Source organism: Microbacterium sp., assembly GCF_036277215.1.
Classification (GTDB): Bacteria; Actinomycetota; Actinomycetes; order Actinomycetales; family Microbacteriaceae; genus Microbacterium.
Genome location: NZ_DASUNI010000050.1, coordinates 1 through 20,368 on the forward strand (window position 1 = coordinate 1; position 20,368 = coordinate 20,368).

The following is a 20,368-nucleotide window of genomic DNA, read 5'->3' on the forward strand; positions in this document are numbered from 1 at the left end:
CCCGCCGTGCCGGCGCCCTCGCCAGCGAGGCTCTCCAGCTCGCGCAGCGCGACATCGACTCGTCCCGGCCGCAGGATCCCGGCTGGGGCGGTCCGCAGTACGGCGGGCGCCGCGGCGGCATGAGCGACGGAATGGGCGGCATCCTGGGCGGCCTCGTGATCGGGAGCCTGCTCGGCGACTTCTTCGAGGGCTGAGCCGGGCACGGAGACGCCGGGCCGCGCGCAGAGAAAGACGAACGGGATGCCTCGGCCGAGGCATCCCGTTCGTCGTGCGCGGTGGCGGTCTATGCGACGGCCACCGGTGCGGTCTGCGTCGTCAGCGAGATCACGCCGTAGTCCCATCCCTTGCGCCGGTACACGACGCTCGGGTGGTCGGTGCGGGCGTCGATGAACAGGAAGAAGTCGTGGCCGACCAGTTCCATCCGGTCGACCGCCTCCTCCACGGCCATCCACTCGGGCTCGAACTCCTTCGTGCGGATGACGACCGGCGTGTAGTCGGCCTCGTCCTCGTTGCCCGTGATGATCGGGATCTCGCCGGTCGCGACGGCGCGGATGACGTCGAGGGACGCCGGCTGCACGTCGATGCCGGACAGCTCACCGCTGCCCTTCTCGAACTTCGCTCCGCGGGGGTGGTTGCGGGCGTCCACGCGCTTGTCCTTCGCGCGCCGGAGCTGCTCGCACAGCTTGTCGACCGCCATGTCCAGGGCGGCGAACTTGTCGGCATCCGTCGCCTCGGCGCGGACGAGAGGACCTTTTCCGGTGAGCGTGAGCTCGACCGTGTCGTCCTCCATCCGGCCGTTGTGGTAGGCACGGTGGGTCACTTTGATGTCCACGCGCTGCGCGCGTGGTGCAAGGTGCTCTATGCGGGCGGCCTTGTCTTCGACGACCGAGCGAAAGCGGTCGGTGATACCCACTCCCACGCCGACGATGCTGGTTTCCATCCTTGACCTCCTTGTTCCGGTCCACCCGGCCAAGGGCGGACCCTGAGTCGCCTTGTCGTTCCAACGCTATCCCGGCACCATCCCCCTGTCACCTGTGAGTTTGGAATGCTTCACGTCCGCCCGCCGTGGCGCGGAGTCGCCGCGATCGTCGCCGCACCGACCACCTCGGCCCCTCCTGCACGCAGCGCCCGAACCGCCTCTTCGAGGGTGGCACCCGTCGTCACGACGTCGTCGATCACCAGCACACGCAGACCCGCGGCGCCGCGCGCGGCGAGCGAGTGCGCCACGTTGCGGCGACGCGCCGACCGGTCCAGACCGCGCTGATCGGCGGTCGCGCGCGCGACGGTCAGCAGTCGTGCGCAGCGCATGCCCGACCGTCGCGCGACGAGTTCCACGACCCGATAGCCCCGACGCCGGTACGCCGCCCGCGAGGTGGGGATCGGCACGATGATGAGGTCACGCGACGGTGCGGACGGGAAGGATGCCGCCGCCTGCGCCGCTGCGACGGCGGATCGCAGCGCGGGCGCGAGATTGCGCGCAAGGCCGGTCCGACCGTCCTCCTTGAGTGCCCGTACGACCCGAGCGGTAACGCCCTCGAACGGCAGGCCGCTCCATACGACGGTGCCGGTGGTGCTCCTGCGAACGCGCGGCCGCAGCTGCACGGCGCAGTCCTCGCACAGGGCGACGTCGGGCTCGTCGCACCCCGCGCACGCGATCGGCATGACCAGGGTCAGCGCCTCGGAGAGCGCGGCGCGCAGCGTCGCGGTGATCCATCGTGCGGCGTCCATCGACCCACCGTGACTCAGCCTCTGCCGCACGTTCGCGCACCGCACCGCGACCGTGGACACGCGCGGTTCGATCCCGCCTGGGGAGGAGTCGGCCGAAGAGGGCTACTGCGGCGAGCCCTGCTGCGTGGCCAGGACCAGGATGCCGCTGGTCGTCCGCTGCCAGTTCGCGCCGCGCTTGACGTACAGTGCGCCGTCCTGGGCGCGCAGCCGGACGCTCGAGATCGAGGTGGCCCCGGCGACCGACGCAGCGCCGACGGGCGCGTCGGTGGCGGTGGCCGGACCGCCGACGAGCTGCTCGGTGAACAACGGGCCGGACGCCACGCCGGTCAGAACCCCGAGGGTGGTGTCGTCCAGCCATGCCAGACCGGATGCCGCACCCGACAGCAGGCCGAGCGGCACCGGGTCTCCGATCCGAGCGGGCAGGTTGTCGTCGGCTCGCACGATGCCGGCGATCCAGACCTCCGGACGCCCGCCGGCGACGACCAGCGCCGCGATCCGCGCGCCGTCACGCGATACGGCCATCGCGACGACCTGGCTGGCGCCCGGCCACGCATCCGCCACTTCGAACCGCTGCCCGGCCGCGGAGAATACCGCGAGCTCGGACGGCTGGTCGCGGGGGACGCTCCAGACGTACCCGAACGGGTCGGCGCCGGGGTCGACGAGTCCTGCGCGGGTGTCCACGACGGCGACTCCGCCCTCCGCCGGCACGCGCGCGACGGAACCGTCGACGAGCCGCACCGCCGCGTAGTCACGATCCGGTGCGACCTGGATCGTCGCGGGCGAGACGTTCGCCATCGCCTCGGACAGTCCCGGGATGGGCGTCAGCTCGTCGCCCGCGAGGAAGCCGAAGCCCTCCTCGGTGACCACCAGCGGCGGCCCGGTGACCCGCGTGGACCGGGTCGATATCGGGTCGGCCGTCAGCGGCGTCGACGCGACGGACATCTGCGCCCCGGAGACGCCTGCCGTCGCAAGGCTCGCGGTGAGCTGGGTCTGCATGCGATCGAGCGTTGTGGACTCGACGAGAAGCGCCTCCCCGCTCAAGGCGACCTGCGCGATGCCGGCCTCCAGCGGCACGGAGGGACGGGCGAGCGTCACTCCCTCCGGGAAGGAGTTGCGCACCGAGTCTGCGAGCCAGGCGCTGGGCGCTCCGTTGACGAGCGCGCCGGTGATGCGGGTTGCGGCGTTCGTCGTGGGGAACCAGCGCACATCCGGGACCATGAACTGCCACGTGGGGTCGAAGTACATGAGCGAGTAGCGGTGGAAGACGTTGGTGAAGACATCGCGGTCGATCACGACGCCGTCGGGGGCCTCCGTGATCCGCCACTCGCCGTTCTCCTGCTGCGCGAGCCGGAAGGACAGCTGCGTCACCCCGGCCTCGGCAGGCTGGTACGCGCCGGTCTGATCGACGGTCGCGACGGCGACAATCGAGAGCTCGACCGCGCCTTCGACCGGCGAGACGGGCTGGCGGTCGTCCGGCAGGTCGATCGTGACACTGGCCTCGGGCTTCCACGTCTCCCTGATCGCCGGTGCCAGGAACATGCGGGCGACGTCCCAGTTCGCCGCCGGACCGGGTCCCGATCCGGCACGGATGAAGCCGTCCACGATCTGCTCCGGGGTGGCGCCGCGCTGCGGCTCGTCGGGGCGGAACAGGAACTCGGGGGCACCGGCATCCACCTCGGCTTCGAGCCCCGGGTTGACCGGGCCGCTGACGGGCAGGCCCGCGCACGCCGAGAGCACGAGGGCCGCGACGGCGACGATCGCCGACAGGATGCCGCGACGGCGGTTCACGAAGAACCCCCGCGTGCCCCGGCATCCGACTGCGCGTCCATCGTGAGGACGGGGATCGGCTGAGTGAGGCCGAGGTCGTCGGAGGAGACCGACTCGTCGCCGGGATCGACGGGTACCGGCGAGGGGCCGGTGAGATGCCCGCCCTGTCGCGGCAGGGTCAGCACGAAATTCGATCCTCGCCCGAGATCGGACCACACTGCGAGCTCGCCACCGTGAAGACGGGCGTCCCCGAGGGCGATCGACAGTCCGAGGCCGGTGCCTCCGATCGTGCGGGTGCGAGACGGATCCGCGCGCCAGAACCGATCGAAGACGCGCTCGACGTCCTCGGGCGCCATGCCGAGGCCGTAGTCGCGCACGCCGAGGGCAACGGCTTGATGGTTGCTGTCCACGGTGATCACGATGGGCCGTCCCTCACCGTGCTCGATCGCGTTGCCGAGGAGGTTGCGCACCACCCGGCGCACTCGCCGCGGGTCCATCTCGACCGGTGAGTACCCGCCCGGCGCGACGAGGCGGATGTCGGTGCCGTGCTGCTCGGCGAGCTGGTGCATCGAGCCGATGACGTCCTCCGCGAGGTGGGCGAGGCTCGTGGGCTCCAGTTCGAGCTGCACCGATCCGGCGTCGTACCGGCTGATCTCGAGGAGGTCGGTGAGGAGGGTCTCGAAACGCTGCACCTGCGCGTTCAGCAGCTCTGCCGCCCGAGCCGTGGCGGGGTCGAAGTCGGCGCGCTGATCATTGATCATGTCGGCGGCGAGCCGGATCGTCGTCAGCGGAGTGCGCAGCTCGTGCGAAACGTCCGAGACGAACCGCTGCTGCACGAGCGACAGGTCTGCGAGCTCCTTGATCTGCGACTCGATGCTGTCGGCCATCGCATTGAACGAACGGCCCAGCGTCGCCAGCTCGTCCTCGCCGCGCACAGGCAGCCGCACGCCGAGCTCGCCGGAAGCGAGCTTGGCGCTGGTGTCGGCGGCCTCGCCGATGGGGATGGTGACCGAGCGGAGGACGAACCACGAGATCGCGCCGATCAGGAGCACCAGCGCGATGCCCACGATCCACAGGGTGGTCTGCACGAAGCCGAGGGTCTGCGAGGCACTGCCGAGGTCGTACGCGAGGTACAGCTCGTAGCCTCCGACGTCGGGAACCATCAGCTGCTGCCCCACGATGATGCCGGGGACCGGTCCGTCGGCGAGCGGGAGCTCGACCGACTGCCACCACTGCTGGTCGGCGTCGGACTGCACCGCCTCGTGCATGCCGTCGGAGATGACATCCTCCGTCAGGCCTGGGGTCGTGAAGTTCTGCGGTGCCAGCTGGGAGGGGGTCCGGTCGATCCGGAACGCCGCGATCATGTCCGTCGAGGACCGCTCGACCAGCGTCGTGCGCACGCTGGTCATGAGGTTCTGGATCTGCACGGTGTCGCCCTGGACCGCCGCCGCATCGAGGGTCTCCTGCGCCGCCTGGGTGGCGCGCAGCGAGTCCGCCAGGACCTGGTCCTTGCGCGCCTGGAACAGATCGTTCTGGATGGCGAGGGCCATCCAGATGCACGCGACCAGGATCGCCAGCGCGGTGAGCGCGAGGGTGACCAGGATCGTGCGGAACCTCAGCGACCTCCGCCACAGGTTCGTGAGGCTGTCCGGCCAGGAGCGCCAGTCGCGCCAGGCCGAGAGTGCGGGGCGGGATGCCGGGACCGCCCTCGCGGGAGGCATCTGCGCCTCACACCACGGCGCCGGCGCGGTAGCCCACGCCCCGCACCGTGGTGACGATCTTGGGGTTGTCGGGGTCCTGCTCGACCTTGGCCCGCAGGCGCTGGACGTGCACGTTCACGAGCCGCGTGTCCGCCTTGTAGTGGTAGCCCCAGACCTGCTCGAGCAGCATCTCGCGGGAGAAGACCTGCTGCGGCTTCGAAGCCAGCGCGACCAGCAGTTCGAACTCCAGCGGGGTCAAGGCGATGGGCGCGTCGTCGCGGCACACCTCGTGCGCGGCGACGTCCACCGTGAGGTCGCCGATGCGCAGAGTCTCGTTGACCGGCTGCGAAGCCGGCCGGAGCCTGGTGCGGATGCGCGCCACGAGCTCTTTCGGGTTGAACGGCTTGACGATGTAGTCATCGGCGCCCGACTCGAGCCCCTTGACCACGTCGGCGGTGTCGGTACGCGCGGTGAGCATGATGATCGGCACACCCGATTCCGCACGCACGCGGTTGCAGATCTCTATCCCGTCCATGCCGGGGAGCATCAGGTCGAGCAGGATCAGATCCGGTCGCTCCGCGCGCCAGATGTCGACCGCCTTCGCGCCGTCGGCGCAGAACACCGTCTCGAATCCCTCGGTGCGAAGCACGATGCCGATCATCTCGGCGAGGGCGGTGTCATCGTCGACTACCAGGATGCGTGATGTCATCTCGCGCGATTCGTCCTTTGCGTCCGCCGGGGCACGGTGGGCCGTCGCGCCGTCCCCATGCGCTCTCCACAGAGTAGTGGACACCGCCTGTGGACAGGCCGAGCGAACCCCGCACGCCCGCCGAACGACCGGCACCGGCCGGGATCGGTGTGAAACGATAGGGCTCGTGACCGCCTATCCGGCCTGGACGCCGGCATCCCGACCCGGGATCATCCCGCTGCGTCCGCTGACGTTCGGCACCATCCTCGGTCGCTCGTTCGCCGCACTGCGGCAGAACCCGCGCGTGCTGCTCGGGTTCGCCCTGTGTGTTCAGACCGCCGCCTATCTCATCGTCCTGCTCGGCGTCGGTGCAGTCGCGCTCGCCTCGTTCATCCGGCTCGACACACTCCGCCCGGGGACCGAGGAGTTCGACACGGTGATGGCCGGCTCGATCGCGCTGACCGCGATCGCCGGCATCGTGCTGGGCCTGGGCGCCGGAGCGCTCGGCGTGATCGTCCAGGGCGTGGTGGTGAGCGAGGTGGCGCACGCCGCCGTCGCCGAGAAGCTGAACCTCCGCGGGCTCTGGCAGCGGGTGAAGCCGGTTGCGTGGCGGCTCATCGGCTACTCGCTGCTTCTGACCCTCGCGGTCGCGGTGCTGATCGCGATCGTGGCCGCCGCGATCATCGCGGTGGGCGTGGCCGCCCTGCCGATCGCCGTCGCGCTGACGATCCTGTTCCTCCTCGCCGCCATCCCGTTCACCCTGTGGCTGACGACCAAGCTGCTCCTCGTGCCGGCGGCGATCATCCTCGAGCAGGCCACAATTCGGGGTGCGATCGTCCGCTCGTGGACCCTCGTCCGCGGCCGCTTCTGGCCGGCCCTCGGCGTCATCGTGCTGATCTCGCTGGTCTTCGGCGGCCTGGGCCAGGTGGTGAGCATTCCGTTCTCCTTCCTCTCCACCGGGCTGACGACGATCATCACCCCCACCGGCGACCCCGAGCCTGCGGCGATCATCGGGATCTTCGTGGCGGTCGTCCTGACCCAGGTCGTCACGCTGCTCATCCAGTCTGTGGCCGTGGTGGTGCAGGCCACCGCGACCTCGATCATCTACATCGATTGCCGCATGCGCCGCGAAGGTCTCGACATCGACCTGCTCACCTACATCGAACGAAGGGATGCCGGGGCTGTCGGCCTGCCGGATCCCTACCGTGAGAACGTCGGCCGCGAGATCGCGCCGCGGCCGTCGGTGTACCCCGCACCCGGCTACCCCTCCCCTCAGCCGTACCCTGGTCAGGGCTACCCGACTCCTGGCCATCCTGCGGCCCCGCCCGGCTACTCTCAGGCACCGGGCTACCCGTCCCCCGCGGCGGCGTACGGGCCGAATCACCCCGGCTTGCAGGGCGGACCCGCGCCGTACCCGGCCTACCCGCCGCCTCCATCATCTCGCCCTGCATCTCCCCCGCCCTACGCCGGTTCTCCTGCTTCGGCCGAACCCGCGCTCGCGCCGGACCCGGAGCAGCCCCCCGCGCCGACGCGCTGGACCGCGCCCGGCACGCCGACCGGATCGATCGACCCCGAGTCACCGTGGTCGTAGTCGGCGCACTCCTTCGCCTGAGCGCCACCGCGCCGCCGCTCACCCCGGACGGCGATGAGGCGCGCAGGTGGGCGGAACAGGAGCTGACCGACCCGGCGTATGCCGCCGCCGAACCCACGCCGCTGGATCGGATCGCCCGCGCGATCGGAGAGTTCGTCGAGCGGCTCTTCTCCGTCCAGCTCTCCGGCGACTGGGGGCCGTGGGTCGCCGTGCTCGCCGCGGGCCTGTTCGCGGTCGTGATCCTCGCGGCCGTCCTCATCTGGGGCGTCCCGCGCGCGACCTCACGCTCTCGAGGTGCGGTCGAGCTGTTCGGGGTCGATGAGCAGCGCACCGCCGCCGAGCTGCGGCGCGCTGCGGCTTCATGCGCCGCTCGGAGCGAATGGGACGCCGCCATCGTGCTGCGCTTCCGAGCACTCGCCCGAGGAGTGGTCGAGCGCGGCGCCGCAGACGCCCCGCCGGGAGCGACCGTGCATGCCTTCGCACGTGCTGCCTCGCGCGCATTCCCGGCGTCGGGCGCCGACCTCGAGTCAGCCGCCGCCGCGTTCGACGACGTGCGCTACCTGCGCCGCCCGGGCACCGAAGAGCTGTACCGTCGCATCGCCGCCGTCGACGACACCATCGCCGCAACCCGGCCGCTGGGGACCGAATTCGCCGGAGCGCGGCCGTGACCTCCGTCGAGAGCCCGCCGGCGGAGGCGCCTCAATCCGACCGGAGGCGTCGCCTGACGAGCTGGATCGTCCTCGGCGCGGTGCTGGTCGTCGTGGGCATCGCGGGTGCGGCGCTGAGCGGCATCGGGCAGTGGGCGCAGCGCGATGCGCTCGATCCCGATTCGGCCGGCCCGACGGGCGCGCGCGCCCTGACCGAGATCCTTCGCGAGCGCGGCATTGATGTCGTGATAGCGCGCGACCGCGCCACCGCTGATGCGGCTCTGGGCGGCGGGGACGCCACACTCGCGCTGACGGACGCCCCCTATCTCTCCGACGGCGCTCTCTCCGCCGTGACGGATGCCGCGACCGACGTGGTCGTGCTCGACCCTCGCGCGCGCACCCTGCGCATTCTGCTTCCCGGCGCGAGCCCGCACGGCGTGGCTTCCGACGCTGCCGTCGAGCCCGCGTGCGACGTCGCCGCCGCTGAGCGCGCCGGGGCGATCACCGCCGGTGCGATCTTCGAGCCGGGCCCGGAAACCGATACGTGCTATCCCACGGCCGGTGCCTACGGACTGCTCATCGCCGAGGTCGACGGACGGCGGACTGTGGCGGTCGACGGTCGTGCGCTGTTCACCAACGAGCACCTCGCCGAGCAGGGCAACGCGGCGCTGGCCGTGAACCTGCTGGGGCGGCATCCGACGCTCGTCTGGTACATGCCCGCCGTCGCCGACAGCGACCTCGCCGGCGCGGACCCGACCCTCGGCGAGCTCACACCGCCATGGGTCAGCCCCGTCATCGTGCTGCTCCTGGTCGCCGGCATCGCCGCGGCGGTGTGGCGAGGCAGGCGCTTCGGTCCGCTCGTGACGGAGCGGCTGCCGGTCATGGTGCGCGCCGCCGAGACGACCGAGGGTCGAGCTCGGCTGTACGCACACGCGCGCGACGCGCTGCACGCCGCCGATCAGCTGCGGATCGGCGCGCTCGCGCGTCTCGGGCGGCTGCTCGGCCTGGGCCCATCCGCGTCCGCACCGGAGATCGCGGACGCCGCCGCCGCCCGCGCCGGGCTGGACCGGGGCGCCGTTCACGGCATCCTGATCGACGAACTCCCCCGCACCGACGCAGACCTCGTCGCACTCGACGAGCGCCTGCGTGCTCTCGAGGCGGCCGTGCATGCGGCCGTGCGTCCCGAAAGGAACACCCGATGACCGACGCCGCACCGCGCGACGCGAGGACCGCCGCCGTACTTCCGCAGAACGACGCCGAACTGCGCGAGGCGATGAACCGCGTGCGGATCGAAGTCGGCAAGGCGGTCGTAGGCCAGGACGGCACCGTGACGGGTCTGCTCATCGCCCTGCTGGCGCGCGGCCACGTGCTCCTCGAGGGCGTTCCGGGCGTCGCCAAGACCCTTCTCGTCCGCGCGTTCAGCGGCGCGCTCGGTCTGGACACCAAGCGGATCCAGTTCACGCCCGACCTGATGCCCGGCGATGTATCGGGCTCTCTGGTGTACGACGCTCGTGCCGGTGAATTCGAGTTCAGGCCGGGTCCGGTCTTCACCCACGTCGTGCTGGCCGACGAGATCAACCGCACACCGCCCAAAACCCAGGCCGCGCTGCTGGAGGCCATGGAGGAGCGTCAGGTCTCGACCGACGGCGTGACCCGCCCTCTTCCCGACCCCTTCCTCGTCGCCGCGACACAGAACCCGATCGAGCAGGAGGGCACCTACACGCTGCCGGAGGCTCAGCTGGATCGATTCCTGCTGAAGCTCATCGTCGACATCCCGCCGCGGGATGCCGAGCTCGCCGTGCTGAGGCGCCACGCGGAGGGCTTCGATCCCCGCGACCTGGCCGCCGCCGGCCTGCGACAGGCAGTGGATGCCGCCCAGATCCGCGCGGCACAGCGCGCCGCGGCATCCGTGACGGTCGCCGACGACGTGCTCGCCTACCTCGTCGACCTGGCGCAGGCGACGAGGCGCAGCCCTTCCGTGCAGCTGGGCGTCAGCCCCCGCGCCTCGACCGCCCTGCTCGCGTCCGCGAAGGCCTGGGCCTGGTTGGGGGGCTACCCCGCCATCACCCCGGATCATGTGCAGACGATGCTCGTGCCGACGTGGCGGCACCGCATCCGCCTCCGCCCGGATGCCGAGCTGGAGGGTGTCTCGGTCGACGCCGTCCTCGGCTCGGTGCTGCAGCAGACCCGCGTTCCCATCTGACCGAGCCCGACCACACCCGCGAAGGACCTCCTTGTTCGTCACCGGCCGCCTCCCGCTCCTCGTCGCCCTCGGCGCGGTGCCTGTCGTGCTGCTGGCCTCCGCAGGCGTGGAACCATGGATCGCGGCCGCGGGCTGGATCGTGCTGTGCGCGGCGATCACGTTCGCAGACGCAGCGGCCGCCGCCGACCCGCGAGCCATCCGCGTGCAGCGCCGGGTGCCCGGTCGTGCACTCCTGGGTCAGCAGGTCCAGACGGAGCTGTGGCTGCACAACGCCGGCAGCCGCCGGGTGCGCGGACGGATCCGTGACGCGTGGCAGCCCACGGCGGGAGCACCAGGCGATCGTCCCCTGATCGACATCCCCGGAGGTGAGCGCCGGTCGGTGCCGGTGCCCCTGCTCCCGCGTCGTCGAGGCGAGCTCAGCTCGGAGTTCGTCGTCGCCCGATCCGACGGGCCCCTCCGCCTCGCCGGGAGGCAGACCCGGATCCAGGCCCGCGGAGCGCTGCGCGTGCTGCCGCCGTTCACCGCCCGCAGGCATCTGCCCTCGCGGCTCGCGCGTCTGCGCGAGCTGGACGGCAACACCAGCGTGCAGGTGCGCGGTCAGGGAACGGAGTTCGACAGTCTCCGCGAGTACGTCCGGGGCGACGACGTCCGGTCGATCGACTGGAGAGCGACCGCCCGCGCCGGCACGACGATGCTCCGCACCTGGCGCCCGGAGCGCGACCGGCATGTCGTGATCGTGATCGACACGGGCCGCACGGCCGCTGCGCGGGTGGGCGACGGGGTCCGACTGGATGCGGCGATGGAAGCGGCTCTCCTGCTTGCGGCCCTCGCCGGCCGCGCCGGCGACCACACCCACCTGCTGATGTTCGATCGGGTCACCCGCGCTCGGGTGACCCGGATCGACGGGCCCGCGCTCCTCCCCGCGCTCGTCGACGCCATGGCGCCCGTCGAACCGCAGCTGATCGACACGGATTGGGACGCCGCCTTCGCTCAGGTGCGCGCGATCACGTCGCGGCCGTCGCTGGTGGTGCTCCTGACGGCGCAAGACGCCCCGGAGGCGGCGCGGGGCTTCCTGGGCTCGCTTCCGGGCCTGTCGCGGCGCGCCCACGTCCTGGTCGGCACGGTGACGGACACCGAGCCGACCTCCACGGAACGCTCCGACGCCGCCGCTGTCTATCTCGCCGCCGCCGCTGAGCGGGCGGCGCGCGACGCCGCCCGGGTCTCGGCAGCGATCGGCAGGGCGGGCGCCGAGGCGGTCTCCGACTCGCCGGAGTCGCTGCCGCCGCGGATCGCCGACCGCTACCTCGAGCTCAAGGCGACCGGGCGGCTCTGAACGCCGATCCGGGCCGGCGCACCGCGTCCGGGACGGCGCGTGACGCCCCGTGACGGTCTGCGTTCTCTGCCGGTTCGCCTGCCTGGGAATTCGCTGAGGATGCCCTAAGCTCTCGCTCGACGGCCATTCCCGCCGCCCGGAAACTACCCCGAAGGAGACTCGAGTCATGACCGACCCGCGCCCTGAAGAGCCTGTCGAGCCGACCGAGCTCGAACACACTCCCGAGACCGAGACCGGCGGCGGACCCTCGACCGCGGCCACCCTCGTCGCCGAGGCGTTCGGCACGCTGCTGCTCGTGCTCGGCGTCATCAGCACCGCGCTTTTCGCCGCGAACTTCGGCGCGAGCGACAACGGCACCTCGCTCGGAGTCGGCTTCCTCGGAGTCTCGCTCGCGGTCGGCATCACCGTCATCGCCGGCGCTTACGCGTTCGGTCCGATCTCGGGCGGCCACTTCAACCCGGCCGTCACCCTCGGCCTCGCCGCAGCCGGCCGCTTCCCGTGGCGGGGTGTGCTGCCTTACATCATCGCCCAGGTCGTCGGCGGCCTGGTGGCGACCACACTCGTGGTCCTCGTCGGACTCTTCGGACCGGACGGCTGGCTGAGCCGCGCCCAGGACGGCGGCTTCGCCAGCAACGGATTCGGCGACGCTTCCCCTGCGAACTTCGGTCTCGGCGCCGCGATCATCGTCGAGGTGCTCTTCACCGCGCTGTTCGTGATCGTCATCCTCGGCACCACCCACGTCACGCGCGGCACCCAGTTCGCGGGGCTGGTCATCGGGCTGACGCTGGTGCTCATCCACCTCGCGATCATCCCCATCGACAACGCGTCGGTGAACCCGGCGCGCTCGATCGCGTCGGCCGTGTACGGCGGTCCGGTCGCGCTGGGCCAGCTGTGGGTGTTCATCGTGTTCCCCATCGTCGGCGGGCTCATCGCCGGGTTCGCGTACCGGGCGCTGTTCGACAGCACGAAGGACGGCAGGAAGCGGGCCTGACGACCCTGAACGCTCCGGGAGGGGCCGGTCGCTGCGGCGGCCGGTCCCTTCTCGCTCACGGGCGTCGGTCCCGGATGCCGCCGACTCAACCGGCGACGAGCGTCGGGGTTCCGGCCTCGTACTCGGTCAGATCGCCTGTCTCGCCGCGCCGGTGCGCGCGCCCGCCGATGACGATCATGTACGCCAGGAAGGCCGCCAGCGCGGTCGCGCCGATCCCGATCTTGACCGGCCACGGCCACGGCTGAGCGGTGACGAACCCCTCGATCGCGCCCGACACGGCCAGGGCGAGGATGAGGCCCACGACGATCGTCGCGAGCGAGCGTCCAGCCTCGGCGAGCGCCGCGGCCCGCGAGCGTCGTCCGGGGGCGACCCAGGCCCAGAAGATGTGCAGACCGGCGGCGGCCGCGACGAAGACCGAGGTGAGCTCGAGCAGCCCGTGCGGAAGGATGAACAGCAGGAAGACGTCCCCGCGATCGAAAGCCAGCATGATCGCCGCGGCGGTGCCCACGCCGACGGCATTCGAGACGAGGACCATGAGGGGCCAGATGCCGGTGATGCCGAAGAGCACGCACTGGGCGGCGATCCATGCGTTGTTCGTCCACACGGTGCCCGCGAACACCGCCGCCGGGTTCTCGCTGTAGTAGTCGGTGAAGCTGTTCTCGGCGTAGTACTCGAGATCGGCTCGACTGCCGAGCGCGGCCACCAGCGCGGGATCGCCCGAGACCCAGAAGGCGACGATCACGGCGACTGCGACGAACGCGATGGCGATGACCAGCGTCGTCCATCGCACGCGATACAGCGCCGCGGGCAGCTGCAGAGCGAAGAAGCGCGGGATCTGACGCGCGACGTTCTCGGGCGCACCCGTCAGCCGCAGCCGCGCCCGAGCGAGCATGGTCGAGACGTGGTCTCCCTGAGCCGTGCGCCCGGCGGACGTCTTGATGTCGGCGAGGTCGGCCGACGCGGCCCGGTATCTCGTGACGAGCTCGTCGACCTGCGATCCGCTGAGCCGACGCGTGCGACTGAGCTCGTCGAGGCGGGCCCACTCGTCTCGTCGCGCGGCGGACAGGGCGTCGAGGTCCATTTGGTTTACTGTACCCATGCCCGCTCAGGATGCTGCCGCCGCCCGGGTCCGGGCCGTGGAGATCCAACAGGACGAGATCCTCACCGGCGAGGCCGTCGCGCTGGACGTTCAGCCCGTCGGATACTTCCTTCGCGCACTCGGCACTCTGATCGACGTGCTCCTGGGCGTGGCCGTGCTCGTGCTGTTCGCACTCGTCACCTCCTGGCTGATCGGCGAGAGCGTGCTGGATGCCGGAGCTCTGCCGATCCTCTTCATCACCGTCCTGGTCACGGTCACGGTGGTGATCCCCACGGTGGTCGAAACCATGACCCGCGGCCGCAGCCTCGGCAAGCTGGCAGTGGGCGGTCGGATCGTCCGCACGGACGGCGGCGCCACGGGCTTCCGGCAGTCGTTCATCCGCGCCCTCGTGGGGGTGCTCGAAATATGGCTCACCCTCGGCGCGATCGCCGCCCTCGTCGGTGCCTTCACGCCCCGCGCCCAGCGGCTGGGCGACCTCATGGCCGGGACGTACTCCGAACGCACCCGCACCCCGGCACTCCCGTCGCCGGCGCCTTCCGTTCCGGCACCGCTCGCCGCTTGGGCGTCCGTCGCGGACGTGGCGCGCCTTCCCGATCGGCTCTCGCGCCGGATCGCGCAGTTCGCACAGAATGCCGACGCGATGCAGCCGCCGGCGCGGGCGCGGCTCGCAGCGTCCCTCGCGACCGAGACCGCTGCGCACGTCTCCCCCGTGCCCGCCGTGGACGGGGAGACGTTCCTGCGCGCGGTCGTCGCCGTCCGACGCGATCGCGAACTTCGCGCACTGCAGCTCGAAGAACAGCGGGTCGCCGCGCTCACGGCCGCCGCGTCGGCGACTCCGCGCGGGTTTCCGGCGCGCTGAACGCCTGAGTGCGGTGAATCAGTACCGGTAGTGGTCGAGCTTGTAAGGCCCGGCCACCGGGACGCCGATGTAGGACGCCTGGTCGGGGGTCAGCTCGGTGAGCTCGACGCCGAGCGCCGCGAGGTGTAGACGCGCGACCTTCTCGTCGAGTGACTTCGGCAGCGTGTAGACGCCGACCGGGTACGCCTCGATGTTCGTGTACAGCTCGAGCTGGGCGAGCACCTGATTCGTGAACGATGCGCTCATGACGAAGGACGGATGTCCCGTGGCATTGCCGAGGTTCATCAGGCGTCCCTCGCTGAGCACCAGCACGCTGCGGCCCGTCGGCAGCCGCCACTCGTGGACCTGCGGCTTGATCTCGACCGCCTCGGCGCCGGGAAGCGATTCCAGCCCGGCCATGTCGATCTCGTTGTCGAAGTGGCCGACGTTGGCCACGATCGCGAGGTGCTTGAGGCCCAGCAGGTGCTCGACCGTGACGACGTTCTTGTTGCCGGTCCCGGTCACGACGATGTCGATTTCGCCGATCAAGCGGTCGAGTCGTGCGACCTGGAAGCCGTCCATCGCCGCCTGCAGCGCACAGATCGGGTCGACCTCGCCGACGATCACGCGTGCGCCCTGCCCGCGCAGCGCCTCGGCCGCGCCCTTGCCGACGTCGCCGTAGCCGACCACGAACGCGGTCTTCCCACCCATGAGCACGTCGGTCGCGCGGTTGAGGCCGTCGGGCAGGGAGTGCCGGATGCCGTACTTGTTGTCGAACTTCGACTTCGTGACCGAGTCGTTGACGTTGATGCCGGGGAACAGCAGTTCGCCGGCTGCGGCGAGCTCGTACAGGCGGTGGACGCCGGTGGTGGTCTCCTCCGTGACGCCGATCAGCCCCTCGGCGATCCGGGTGAACCTCTGACCGTCGCGGGCGAGGCTCTCGCGCAGGGTGTCGAGGATCACGCGGTACTCGTGCGCGTCGTCGTCCGCAGCATCCGGAACAGCGCCTTCGCGCTCGAACTCGACTCCCTTGTGCACCAGGAGGGTCGCGTCACCACCGTCGTCGAGAATGAGGTTCGGACCCGCGAACCCCTCGGTCGACCAGTCGAAGATCCGATCGGTGCACGCCCAGTACTCCTCGAGCGTCTCGCCCTTCCAGGCGAACACCGGCACGCCCGCGGGCTGGTCGACCGAGCCGGTCGGACCGACCGCGACGGCAGCCGCCGCCTCGTCCTGAGTCGAGAAGATGTTGCAGCTGGCCCAGCGCACCTGCGCGCCGAGCGCCACCAGGGTCTCGATGAGCACCGCGGTCTGCACCGTCATATGCAGCGATCCGGCGATGCGCGCACCGGCGAGCGGCTGCGAAGCGCCGAACTCGTCGCGCAGCGCCATCAGGCCCGGCATCTCGTTCTCCGCCAGGCGGATCTGGTGACGTCCCGCCTCGGCCAGGCCGAGGTCTGCGACGCGGTACTCGAGGACGGCGGGGGCGCTCAGGTCAGTGCTCATCCGGCTATTCTTCCAGACCGGTCGAGCACCGAGGTAATGCCGGGCCGCGAGAGGCTCAGCGCTGGGCGATCGTCTCGTGGCGGACCACGACCCAGCCGCGCGGCATCGAGAGCCGATCGGTGTGGATCGCGCACAGATCGTGCGCGTGCGGGTCGCCGCCGGCTCCCAGCGGACCGAGCGCCGCCATCTGGTCGGGGTAGTCGTACGTCAATGTGGAGACCGCCTCTCGGGCGCATCCCACCTTCGAGCAGAGTCTCTGGCGCATCGTGGTCAACGGTATCCAGCACCGCCTCTCCCACCGGGATGCCGCGCCGCCGGCCCGGCAACCGCGCACGGCCCCGCCTCTAGGATGGACGCATGGCATGGCGACGGAGCAAGGAACCGGCCGCTCCGCCGCGCCGGCCTGCGCGACACGGTCGCCATGGCCGCGAGGGGCGCAGCCCGATCGTGCGCCCCCCGCTGCCACCGCTCGAGACGCGCGTCGACCGGTTCGACCTCGCCGTGGGCACCGCCGCCGAGTTCCTGCGCTCGGCGTGGCCGGAGCTGCGCGACGTGAGCTTCGAAGTCGGCGACATGCCCCCTGCAGCCGACGATGACGGCATCCCCCGGTGGCGGGTGATGACCGACGAGAAGCGGATCATCCTCTACCGACTGCCCATCGAGCGACTCAGTCACCTGCACCGCGACGACGACCTGCATCGCCGCATCCTCGTCGAGGGCAGCGTCTTCCGGGCGGCTGCGGAGTACCTCGACCGCGATCCATGGGACCTCGGTCCGGAGCGCTTCCGGTATTTTTGACACGAGTCGGACCCATGCGCGCGCACCTCGCGTTGATGCGACTGCGTGTCAAGGTCGAGTAGCCGTCGCAGGCGGCGTTTCGGGACCTGCGCTTCCGCCTTCTACGGGTAGACCGTGATCCGCTGGGCCGCCGCATCCGACGGCCAGACCGGGAAGCCCGCGAGTGCGCCGTCGCCGCTCAGGGACAGGCCTGCGTGGACCCGCGCTCCGCCGGCGTCGAGCAGGAACACGCTTCGTGCGACGAGCCGGACCGATGCACTCTCGCCGGCGCCGACGGCCACCTCGTCGGTGAAGGTTCCGTCCACCGCACCGACGGAGACGGTCACCGCCTCGGCGGTCGGGTTCGCGACCGTCAGGACCGGCGTCGGGCCGGGCGGTGTGGCGAACAGGCTCGTCGCCTCGACGGGCGGTGCGGCGGTGTACCACGCGAAGTCCGAGCCCTCGCCGAAGCCGGTCGTCTGCCAGACCGCCGCGAGCACCGGGGTGTCGGCGTCGACGACGATCGTGTACTGCCCTGCCGCCAGCCCGCCGAGCTCGACCTCGGTCGGAATGCCTGCGGCCAGCGGCACCGTCGTCGGCGCGGTGACGGGCTGAGCGGTCCCGACGGCGGATGCGGTGACGGTCGCAGTCGCGTCGGCCCCCGGCGACAGAATCCGTACGACGGTCGCGGCACCCGGCGCCGCGTCGGCACCGGGGTTCTGGGTCACGGTCACACCCGGCACCATCTGGACGATGTCGGGCACGGCGATCGCGCCGACCTGGTCGATCCCGCCGGGCACGAGCGTGCGCGTGATACTGGCCTGCAGCGCGGCTTGGACCGGCGCGCCCGTCGCGGTCACCCGGATGACGGGGCTCTCCTCGCCGAGCTGCAACCCGGCCAATGGCACCACGATCTGGGTCGCGGGGGCGACGATCAGATCGCTGCCACCGGCCGGCACCTGCGCGCCGGAGGCGCCGTAGACGGTGAGCTGAACGGTCGCCGGCACCGCACCCGGGTTCGCGAGCAGGACGAGGTCCGCCGCGCCGGTCGTGGCCGAGCCGCCGATCAGCCACGACTCCATCAGCGGGGGGCGACACGCCGACGCCGCGAATCCCCTCAGGTCGTCCGCCACCACGGTGGAGGATCCGGATGCCGCCACATCGGTCCGCGCACCGTCGGCCGGCTCCGCCACCACGGTGGTCGCAGGCGCCGTGCCGTCGGCGGTCGGCGGAATCAGCGGGGCGGCGGTCGGTTCGGGATCGCCCTGCTCGACGCCGCTGATCACGGTCTGCGGCGCGGCCGTGACGACGCGTCCGACGTCGTCCAGCTCACGGCCGAGTGCGAGCAGCCCGCCGGTGCAGACCAGAACGCTTGCGGAGGGCGCCGGTGCGGCGGCGATGGCGACCGGTTCGCGGGCGAGCGTCGGCCACGGCACGGAGACCGCGGTCACGACGGCGACGACGAAACCGATCGCGACGAGCGTGCCTGCGAGCAGACGCGTGCTGGTCGTCGCCCAGCGGAATGTGCGGCGATCGCTCATCGGCCCTCCTGCCAGTGCGGACCGATGACCCGGGGGGTTCGCCGGGCTTCGCGTCGTGATGCGGCCGTCGGAATGGCCAGCAGCAGCGCGACGGCGACAGCGGCCAATTGCGCGAGTGCGATCAGGCGGGCGAAGTCGAGCACGGATGCCGGAGCCCCGGCTCTCGTCTCAACGGGCTGCGTGACCCGCCACAGGGCGCCCTTGACCGTCTCGCCGACCGCGTCCAGTTCGTCTCGCTGGTCCAGTGCGGTGGTCGCCGAAAGCCGGAAGGCGCGGGCGATGTCCGACTCGGGCGCACCCGCCGGGGCAAGCAGTACGAAGCCGACGCCCTCTGCGGCGAGTCGGCCCACCACGTCGTCGGCGGCCGATGTCACCAGGTTCGCGGTGAGGGCCGCGACCTCCCTGTCCGCTGCGGTCTGCTCCGCTCGGGTCGAGATGATCGTGGCCTGGCCGTTCAGCGTCTCGCTGCCGCCCCAGACGATCCGGGATGAGACCCCACCGTCGTTCTGCGGCGTCAGGATGATGGTTCCGACATCGGGGTCCTCGCGCCCCGCCGCGCTGACGTAGGCGGGCAGCGTGCTCGCCGGGCCGTTCGTGAGCAGGGCCGTTCCGCGCGCCGTCGCGGTCAGGCTCGGCAGCGCCAGGACCGCGACCGCCAGCATCACCGCGACGGCGGCGATGGTCCGGGCAGTGGCGAGTCGCGGAGCGAGTCCGATGTCGAGCGTCACGAGCGCACCGCCGAGCGCTCCGAGCCAGGCCAGGCTGAGTCCCGCGCCCGGCCACAGCGGCACGATCAGCGACTGCGCGAAGGCGACGGAGACGCCCACCGCGGCGAATGCGGTCGCGATGCCCAGCGCGGCGATGACCAGCAGCGCGATCCCGGCGGCCCACCGCTGGGTGAGGGGCGCGAGGAGCGCGAGGATCGCGACCGGTGCAGCCAGCAGCGGAACCCACCAGGTCGGCAGCCCGGGCGCCAAGTCGACCCAGCCGACCAGGTCGGGGGTGGGGATGCCCGCGGCGAGGAGCGCTCGACCCGCCGCATCGGCGCCGACCTGCGGGCCGACCCACGGCAGGCCCGGGTCTCCCAGGAGTCCCCACGCGTTGCCCGTGCGAAGCTGGTGCCAGACCAGCGGCGCGGCGAACAGCAAGGTCGGCACGATCACCCAGATCAGCCGTGCAACCCCCCGTCCGCGGCGGAGGACCACCGTGACCACGAGCGTGCCGGCCCACACCACCACGAGCGCGGGTGCGAGGGACGGCGCGCACGCGAGCACGGCGACCAGGAGCAGGGATGCCGCACCGGACCCGACCCACGACCGGTTCGCGACCGATCCGGCGTAGAACAGCCACGGCAGCAGAAGGTGGGCGATCACCGCACTCGGCCGCCCCTGAGTGAGCGCGATCAGCAGCGTCGGAGCCAGCGCCCACACCGCTCCGCCCGCGAAGCGGAGCAGGGAGCGCTCGGTCACCCGAGTCGACGCGAACCATCCGCCCAGTGCCGCCAGCGGCAGAGCCGCGAGCCACAGCACCACCAGAGCGCGCGACGGCTCGGCGGGCGAGAAGCTGCCCAGGAGGGCCAGGATCGCGGCGAACGGATCCGCCGGTCCGATCGTGTCCAGGCCCGATGCACGCAGCCCGTACGCGGCATCCGCCCACAGCTGGACCGCGTCGGCCGCGAGCGGCTGCATTCCACCGCCACCGAGCACCGGCCACGCCGTCAGCGCAGGGAAGGCGGCGATCGACCCGACGACGGCACCCAGAACGAGCCACGCCCCGCCGCCTGTGAAGAACCGCAGCTCACCGCGACGCGTGGGGCCCGTCGAGTCCGCGTCGTCGTCGAGCTGCTCGCGCAGTTCCCGTCGCGACACCCGCAGGGGCGCGAGCTGGGCCCACGACGTGGTCCGAGAGGCACGGATGCGCCCGCGGGCCCGCGCGACGGAAGCGACTCCGACCAGGGCG

Annotated in this window: 18 protein-coding genes and 1 pseudogene; 9 read left to right on the forward strand and 10 right to left on the reverse strand. The window is 71.6% G+C overall.

All coding sequences use genetic code 11. The features are described from left to right. A pseudogene (locus VFX99_RS02460) lies at positions 1 to 194 on the forward strand (hypothetical protein); the annotation flags it as partial. An 89-nt stretch (positions 195 to 283) separates the two neighbouring features. Here the strand turns inward: VFX99_RS02460 and hpf are convergent. The 5 genes from hpf to mtrA all read right to left on the reverse strand — a co-directional run bounded on the left by hpf (position 284) and on the right by mtrA (position 5,904). Further along, entirely contained in the window at positions 284 to 940 is a 657-nt protein-coding gene (hpf, locus tag VFX99_RS02465; protein WP_329664733.1) for a ribosome hibernation-promoting factor, HPF/YfiA family, read from the reverse strand. Positions 941 to 1,050: 110 nt separating this feature from the next. After that, positions 1,051 to 1,728: a ComF family protein gene (locus tag VFX99_RS02470; RefSeq protein ID WP_329664734.1), complete on the reverse strand. Its 678-nt coding sequence runs from the start codon at positions 1,726 to 1,728 to the stop codon at positions 1,051 to 1,053. 102 nt (positions 1,729 to 1,830) lie between these two features. Continuing rightward, a complete protein-coding gene (locus VFX99_RS02475; protein ID WP_329664735.1) occupies positions 1,831 to 3,516 on the reverse strand; it encodes an LpqB family beta-propeller domain-containing protein in 1,686 nt (561 codons plus the stop codon). Beyond that, a complete protein-coding gene (mtrB, locus tag VFX99_RS02480; protein ID WP_329664736.1) occupies positions 3,513 to 5,216 on the reverse strand; it encodes an MtrAB system histidine kinase MtrB in 1,704 nt (567 codons plus the stop codon). Before mtrB ends, VFX99_RS02475 begins: the two co-directional genes overlap by 4 nt. A 7-nt stretch (positions 5,217 to 5,223) precedes the next feature. Next, the gene (gene mtrA, locus VFX99_RS02485) at positions 5,224 to 5,904 is read right to left on the reverse strand and encodes an MtrAB system response regulator MtrA (protein ID WP_329664737.1); all 681 of its coding nucleotides are present in this window, start codon (positions 5,902 to 5,904) and stop codon (positions 5,224 to 5,226) included. A 166-nt stretch (positions 5,905 to 6,070) separates the two neighbouring features. Here mtrA and VFX99_RS02490 point away from each other — a divergent pair, with 166 nt between their 5' ends. The 6 genes from VFX99_RS02490 (at position 6,071) to VFX99_RS02515 (ending at position 12,648) form a co-directional block, all read left to right on the forward strand. Further along, a complete protein-coding gene (locus VFX99_RS02490) occupies positions 6,071 to 7,474 on the forward strand; it encodes a glycerophosphoryl diester phosphodiesterase membrane domain-containing protein (RefSeq protein ID WP_329664738.1) in 1,404 nt (467 codons plus the stop codon). Beyond that, on the forward strand, positions 7,465 to 8,142 hold the full coding sequence (locus tag VFX99_RS02495; RefSeq protein WP_329664739.1) for a DUF4129 domain-containing protein: 678 nt from the start codon (positions 7,465 to 7,467) through the stop codon (positions 8,140 to 8,142). Before VFX99_RS02490 ends, VFX99_RS02495 begins: the two co-directional genes overlap by 10 nt. Further along, the gene (locus VFX99_RS02500) at positions 8,139 to 9,323 is read left to right on the forward strand and encodes a DUF4350 domain-containing protein (protein WP_329664740.1); all 1,185 of its coding nucleotides are present in this window, start codon (positions 8,139 to 8,141) and stop codon (positions 9,321 to 9,323) included. Before VFX99_RS02495 ends, VFX99_RS02500 begins: the two co-directional genes overlap by 4 nt. Next, complete coding sequence (locus VFX99_RS02505; protein WP_329664741.1) at positions 9,320 to 10,324, forward strand: MoxR family ATPase; 1,005 nt, start codon at positions 9,320 to 9,322, stop codon at positions 10,322 to 10,324. Before VFX99_RS02500 ends, VFX99_RS02505 begins: the two co-directional genes overlap by 4 nt. Positions 10,325 to 10,355: 31 nt before the next feature. Beyond that, positions 10,356 to 11,657, forward strand: a complete 1,302-nt coding sequence (locus VFX99_RS02510) for a DUF58 domain-containing protein (protein ID WP_329664742.1) — start codon at positions 10,356 to 10,358, stop codon at positions 11,655 to 11,657. A gap of 166 nt (positions 11,658 to 11,823) precedes the next feature. Further along, the gene (locus VFX99_RS02515; RefSeq protein WP_329664743.1) at positions 11,824 to 12,648 is read left to right on the forward strand and encodes an aquaporin; all 825 of its coding nucleotides are present in this window, start codon (positions 11,824 to 11,826) and stop codon (positions 12,646 to 12,648) included. Between the two features lie 85 nt (positions 12,649 to 12,733). On the opposite strand, the gene VFX99_RS02520 is transcribed toward VFX99_RS02515, so the two are convergent. After that, positions 12,734 to 13,729: a stage II sporulation protein M gene (locus VFX99_RS02520; protein ID WP_329664744.1), complete on the reverse strand. Its 996-nt coding sequence runs from the start codon at positions 13,727 to 13,729 to the stop codon at positions 12,734 to 12,736. A gap of 16 nt (positions 13,730 to 13,745) precedes the next feature. Between VFX99_RS02520 and VFX99_RS02525 the strand changes: the two genes are divergently transcribed. Further along, a complete protein-coding gene (locus tag VFX99_RS02525) occupies positions 13,746 to 14,606 on the forward strand; it encodes an RDD family protein (RefSeq protein WP_329664745.1) in 861 nt (286 codons plus the stop codon). An 18-nt stretch (positions 14,607 to 14,624) separates the two neighbouring features. Here the strand turns inward: VFX99_RS02525 and ahcY are convergent, their stop codons facing one another. Continuing rightward, positions 14,625 to 16,091 (reverse strand): adenosylhomocysteinase, encoded by a 1,467-nt coding sequence (gene ahcY / locus VFX99_RS02530; protein WP_329664746.1) that lies wholly within the window; start codon positions 16,089 to 16,091, stop codon positions 14,625 to 14,627. A 55-nt stretch (positions 16,092 to 16,146) separates the two neighbouring features. Further along, positions 16,147 to 16,356 carry a DUF3499 domain-containing protein gene (locus VFX99_RS02535; protein ID WP_257502896.1) on the reverse strand — a complete coding sequence of 70 codons (210 nt, stop codon included), beginning with the start codon at positions 16,354 to 16,356 and terminating at the stop codon, positions 16,147 to 16,149. Positions 16,357 to 16,448: 92 nt separating this feature from the next. Between VFX99_RS02535 and VFX99_RS02540 the strand changes: the two genes are divergently transcribed. Continuing rightward, positions 16,449 to 16,889 carry a metallopeptidase family protein gene (locus VFX99_RS02540; RefSeq protein WP_329664747.1) on the forward strand — a complete coding sequence of 147 codons (441 nt, stop codon included), beginning with the start codon at positions 16,449 to 16,451 and terminating at the stop codon, positions 16,887 to 16,889. Between the two features lie 101 nt (positions 16,890 to 16,990). Here VFX99_RS02540 and VFX99_RS02545 read toward each other — a convergent pair whose 3' ends face one another. Then, complete coding sequence (locus VFX99_RS02545; protein ID WP_329664748.1) at positions 16,991 to 18,409, reverse strand: DUF5719 family protein; 1,419 nt, start codon at positions 18,407 to 18,409, stop codon at positions 16,991 to 16,993. Beyond that, a partial coding sequence (locus VFX99_RS02550) for a glycosyl transferase (protein ID WP_329664749.1) occupies positions 18,406 to 20,368 on the reverse strand: 1,963 nt, incomplete at its 5' end. The genes VFX99_RS02550 and VFX99_RS02545, both read right to left, overlap by 4 nt.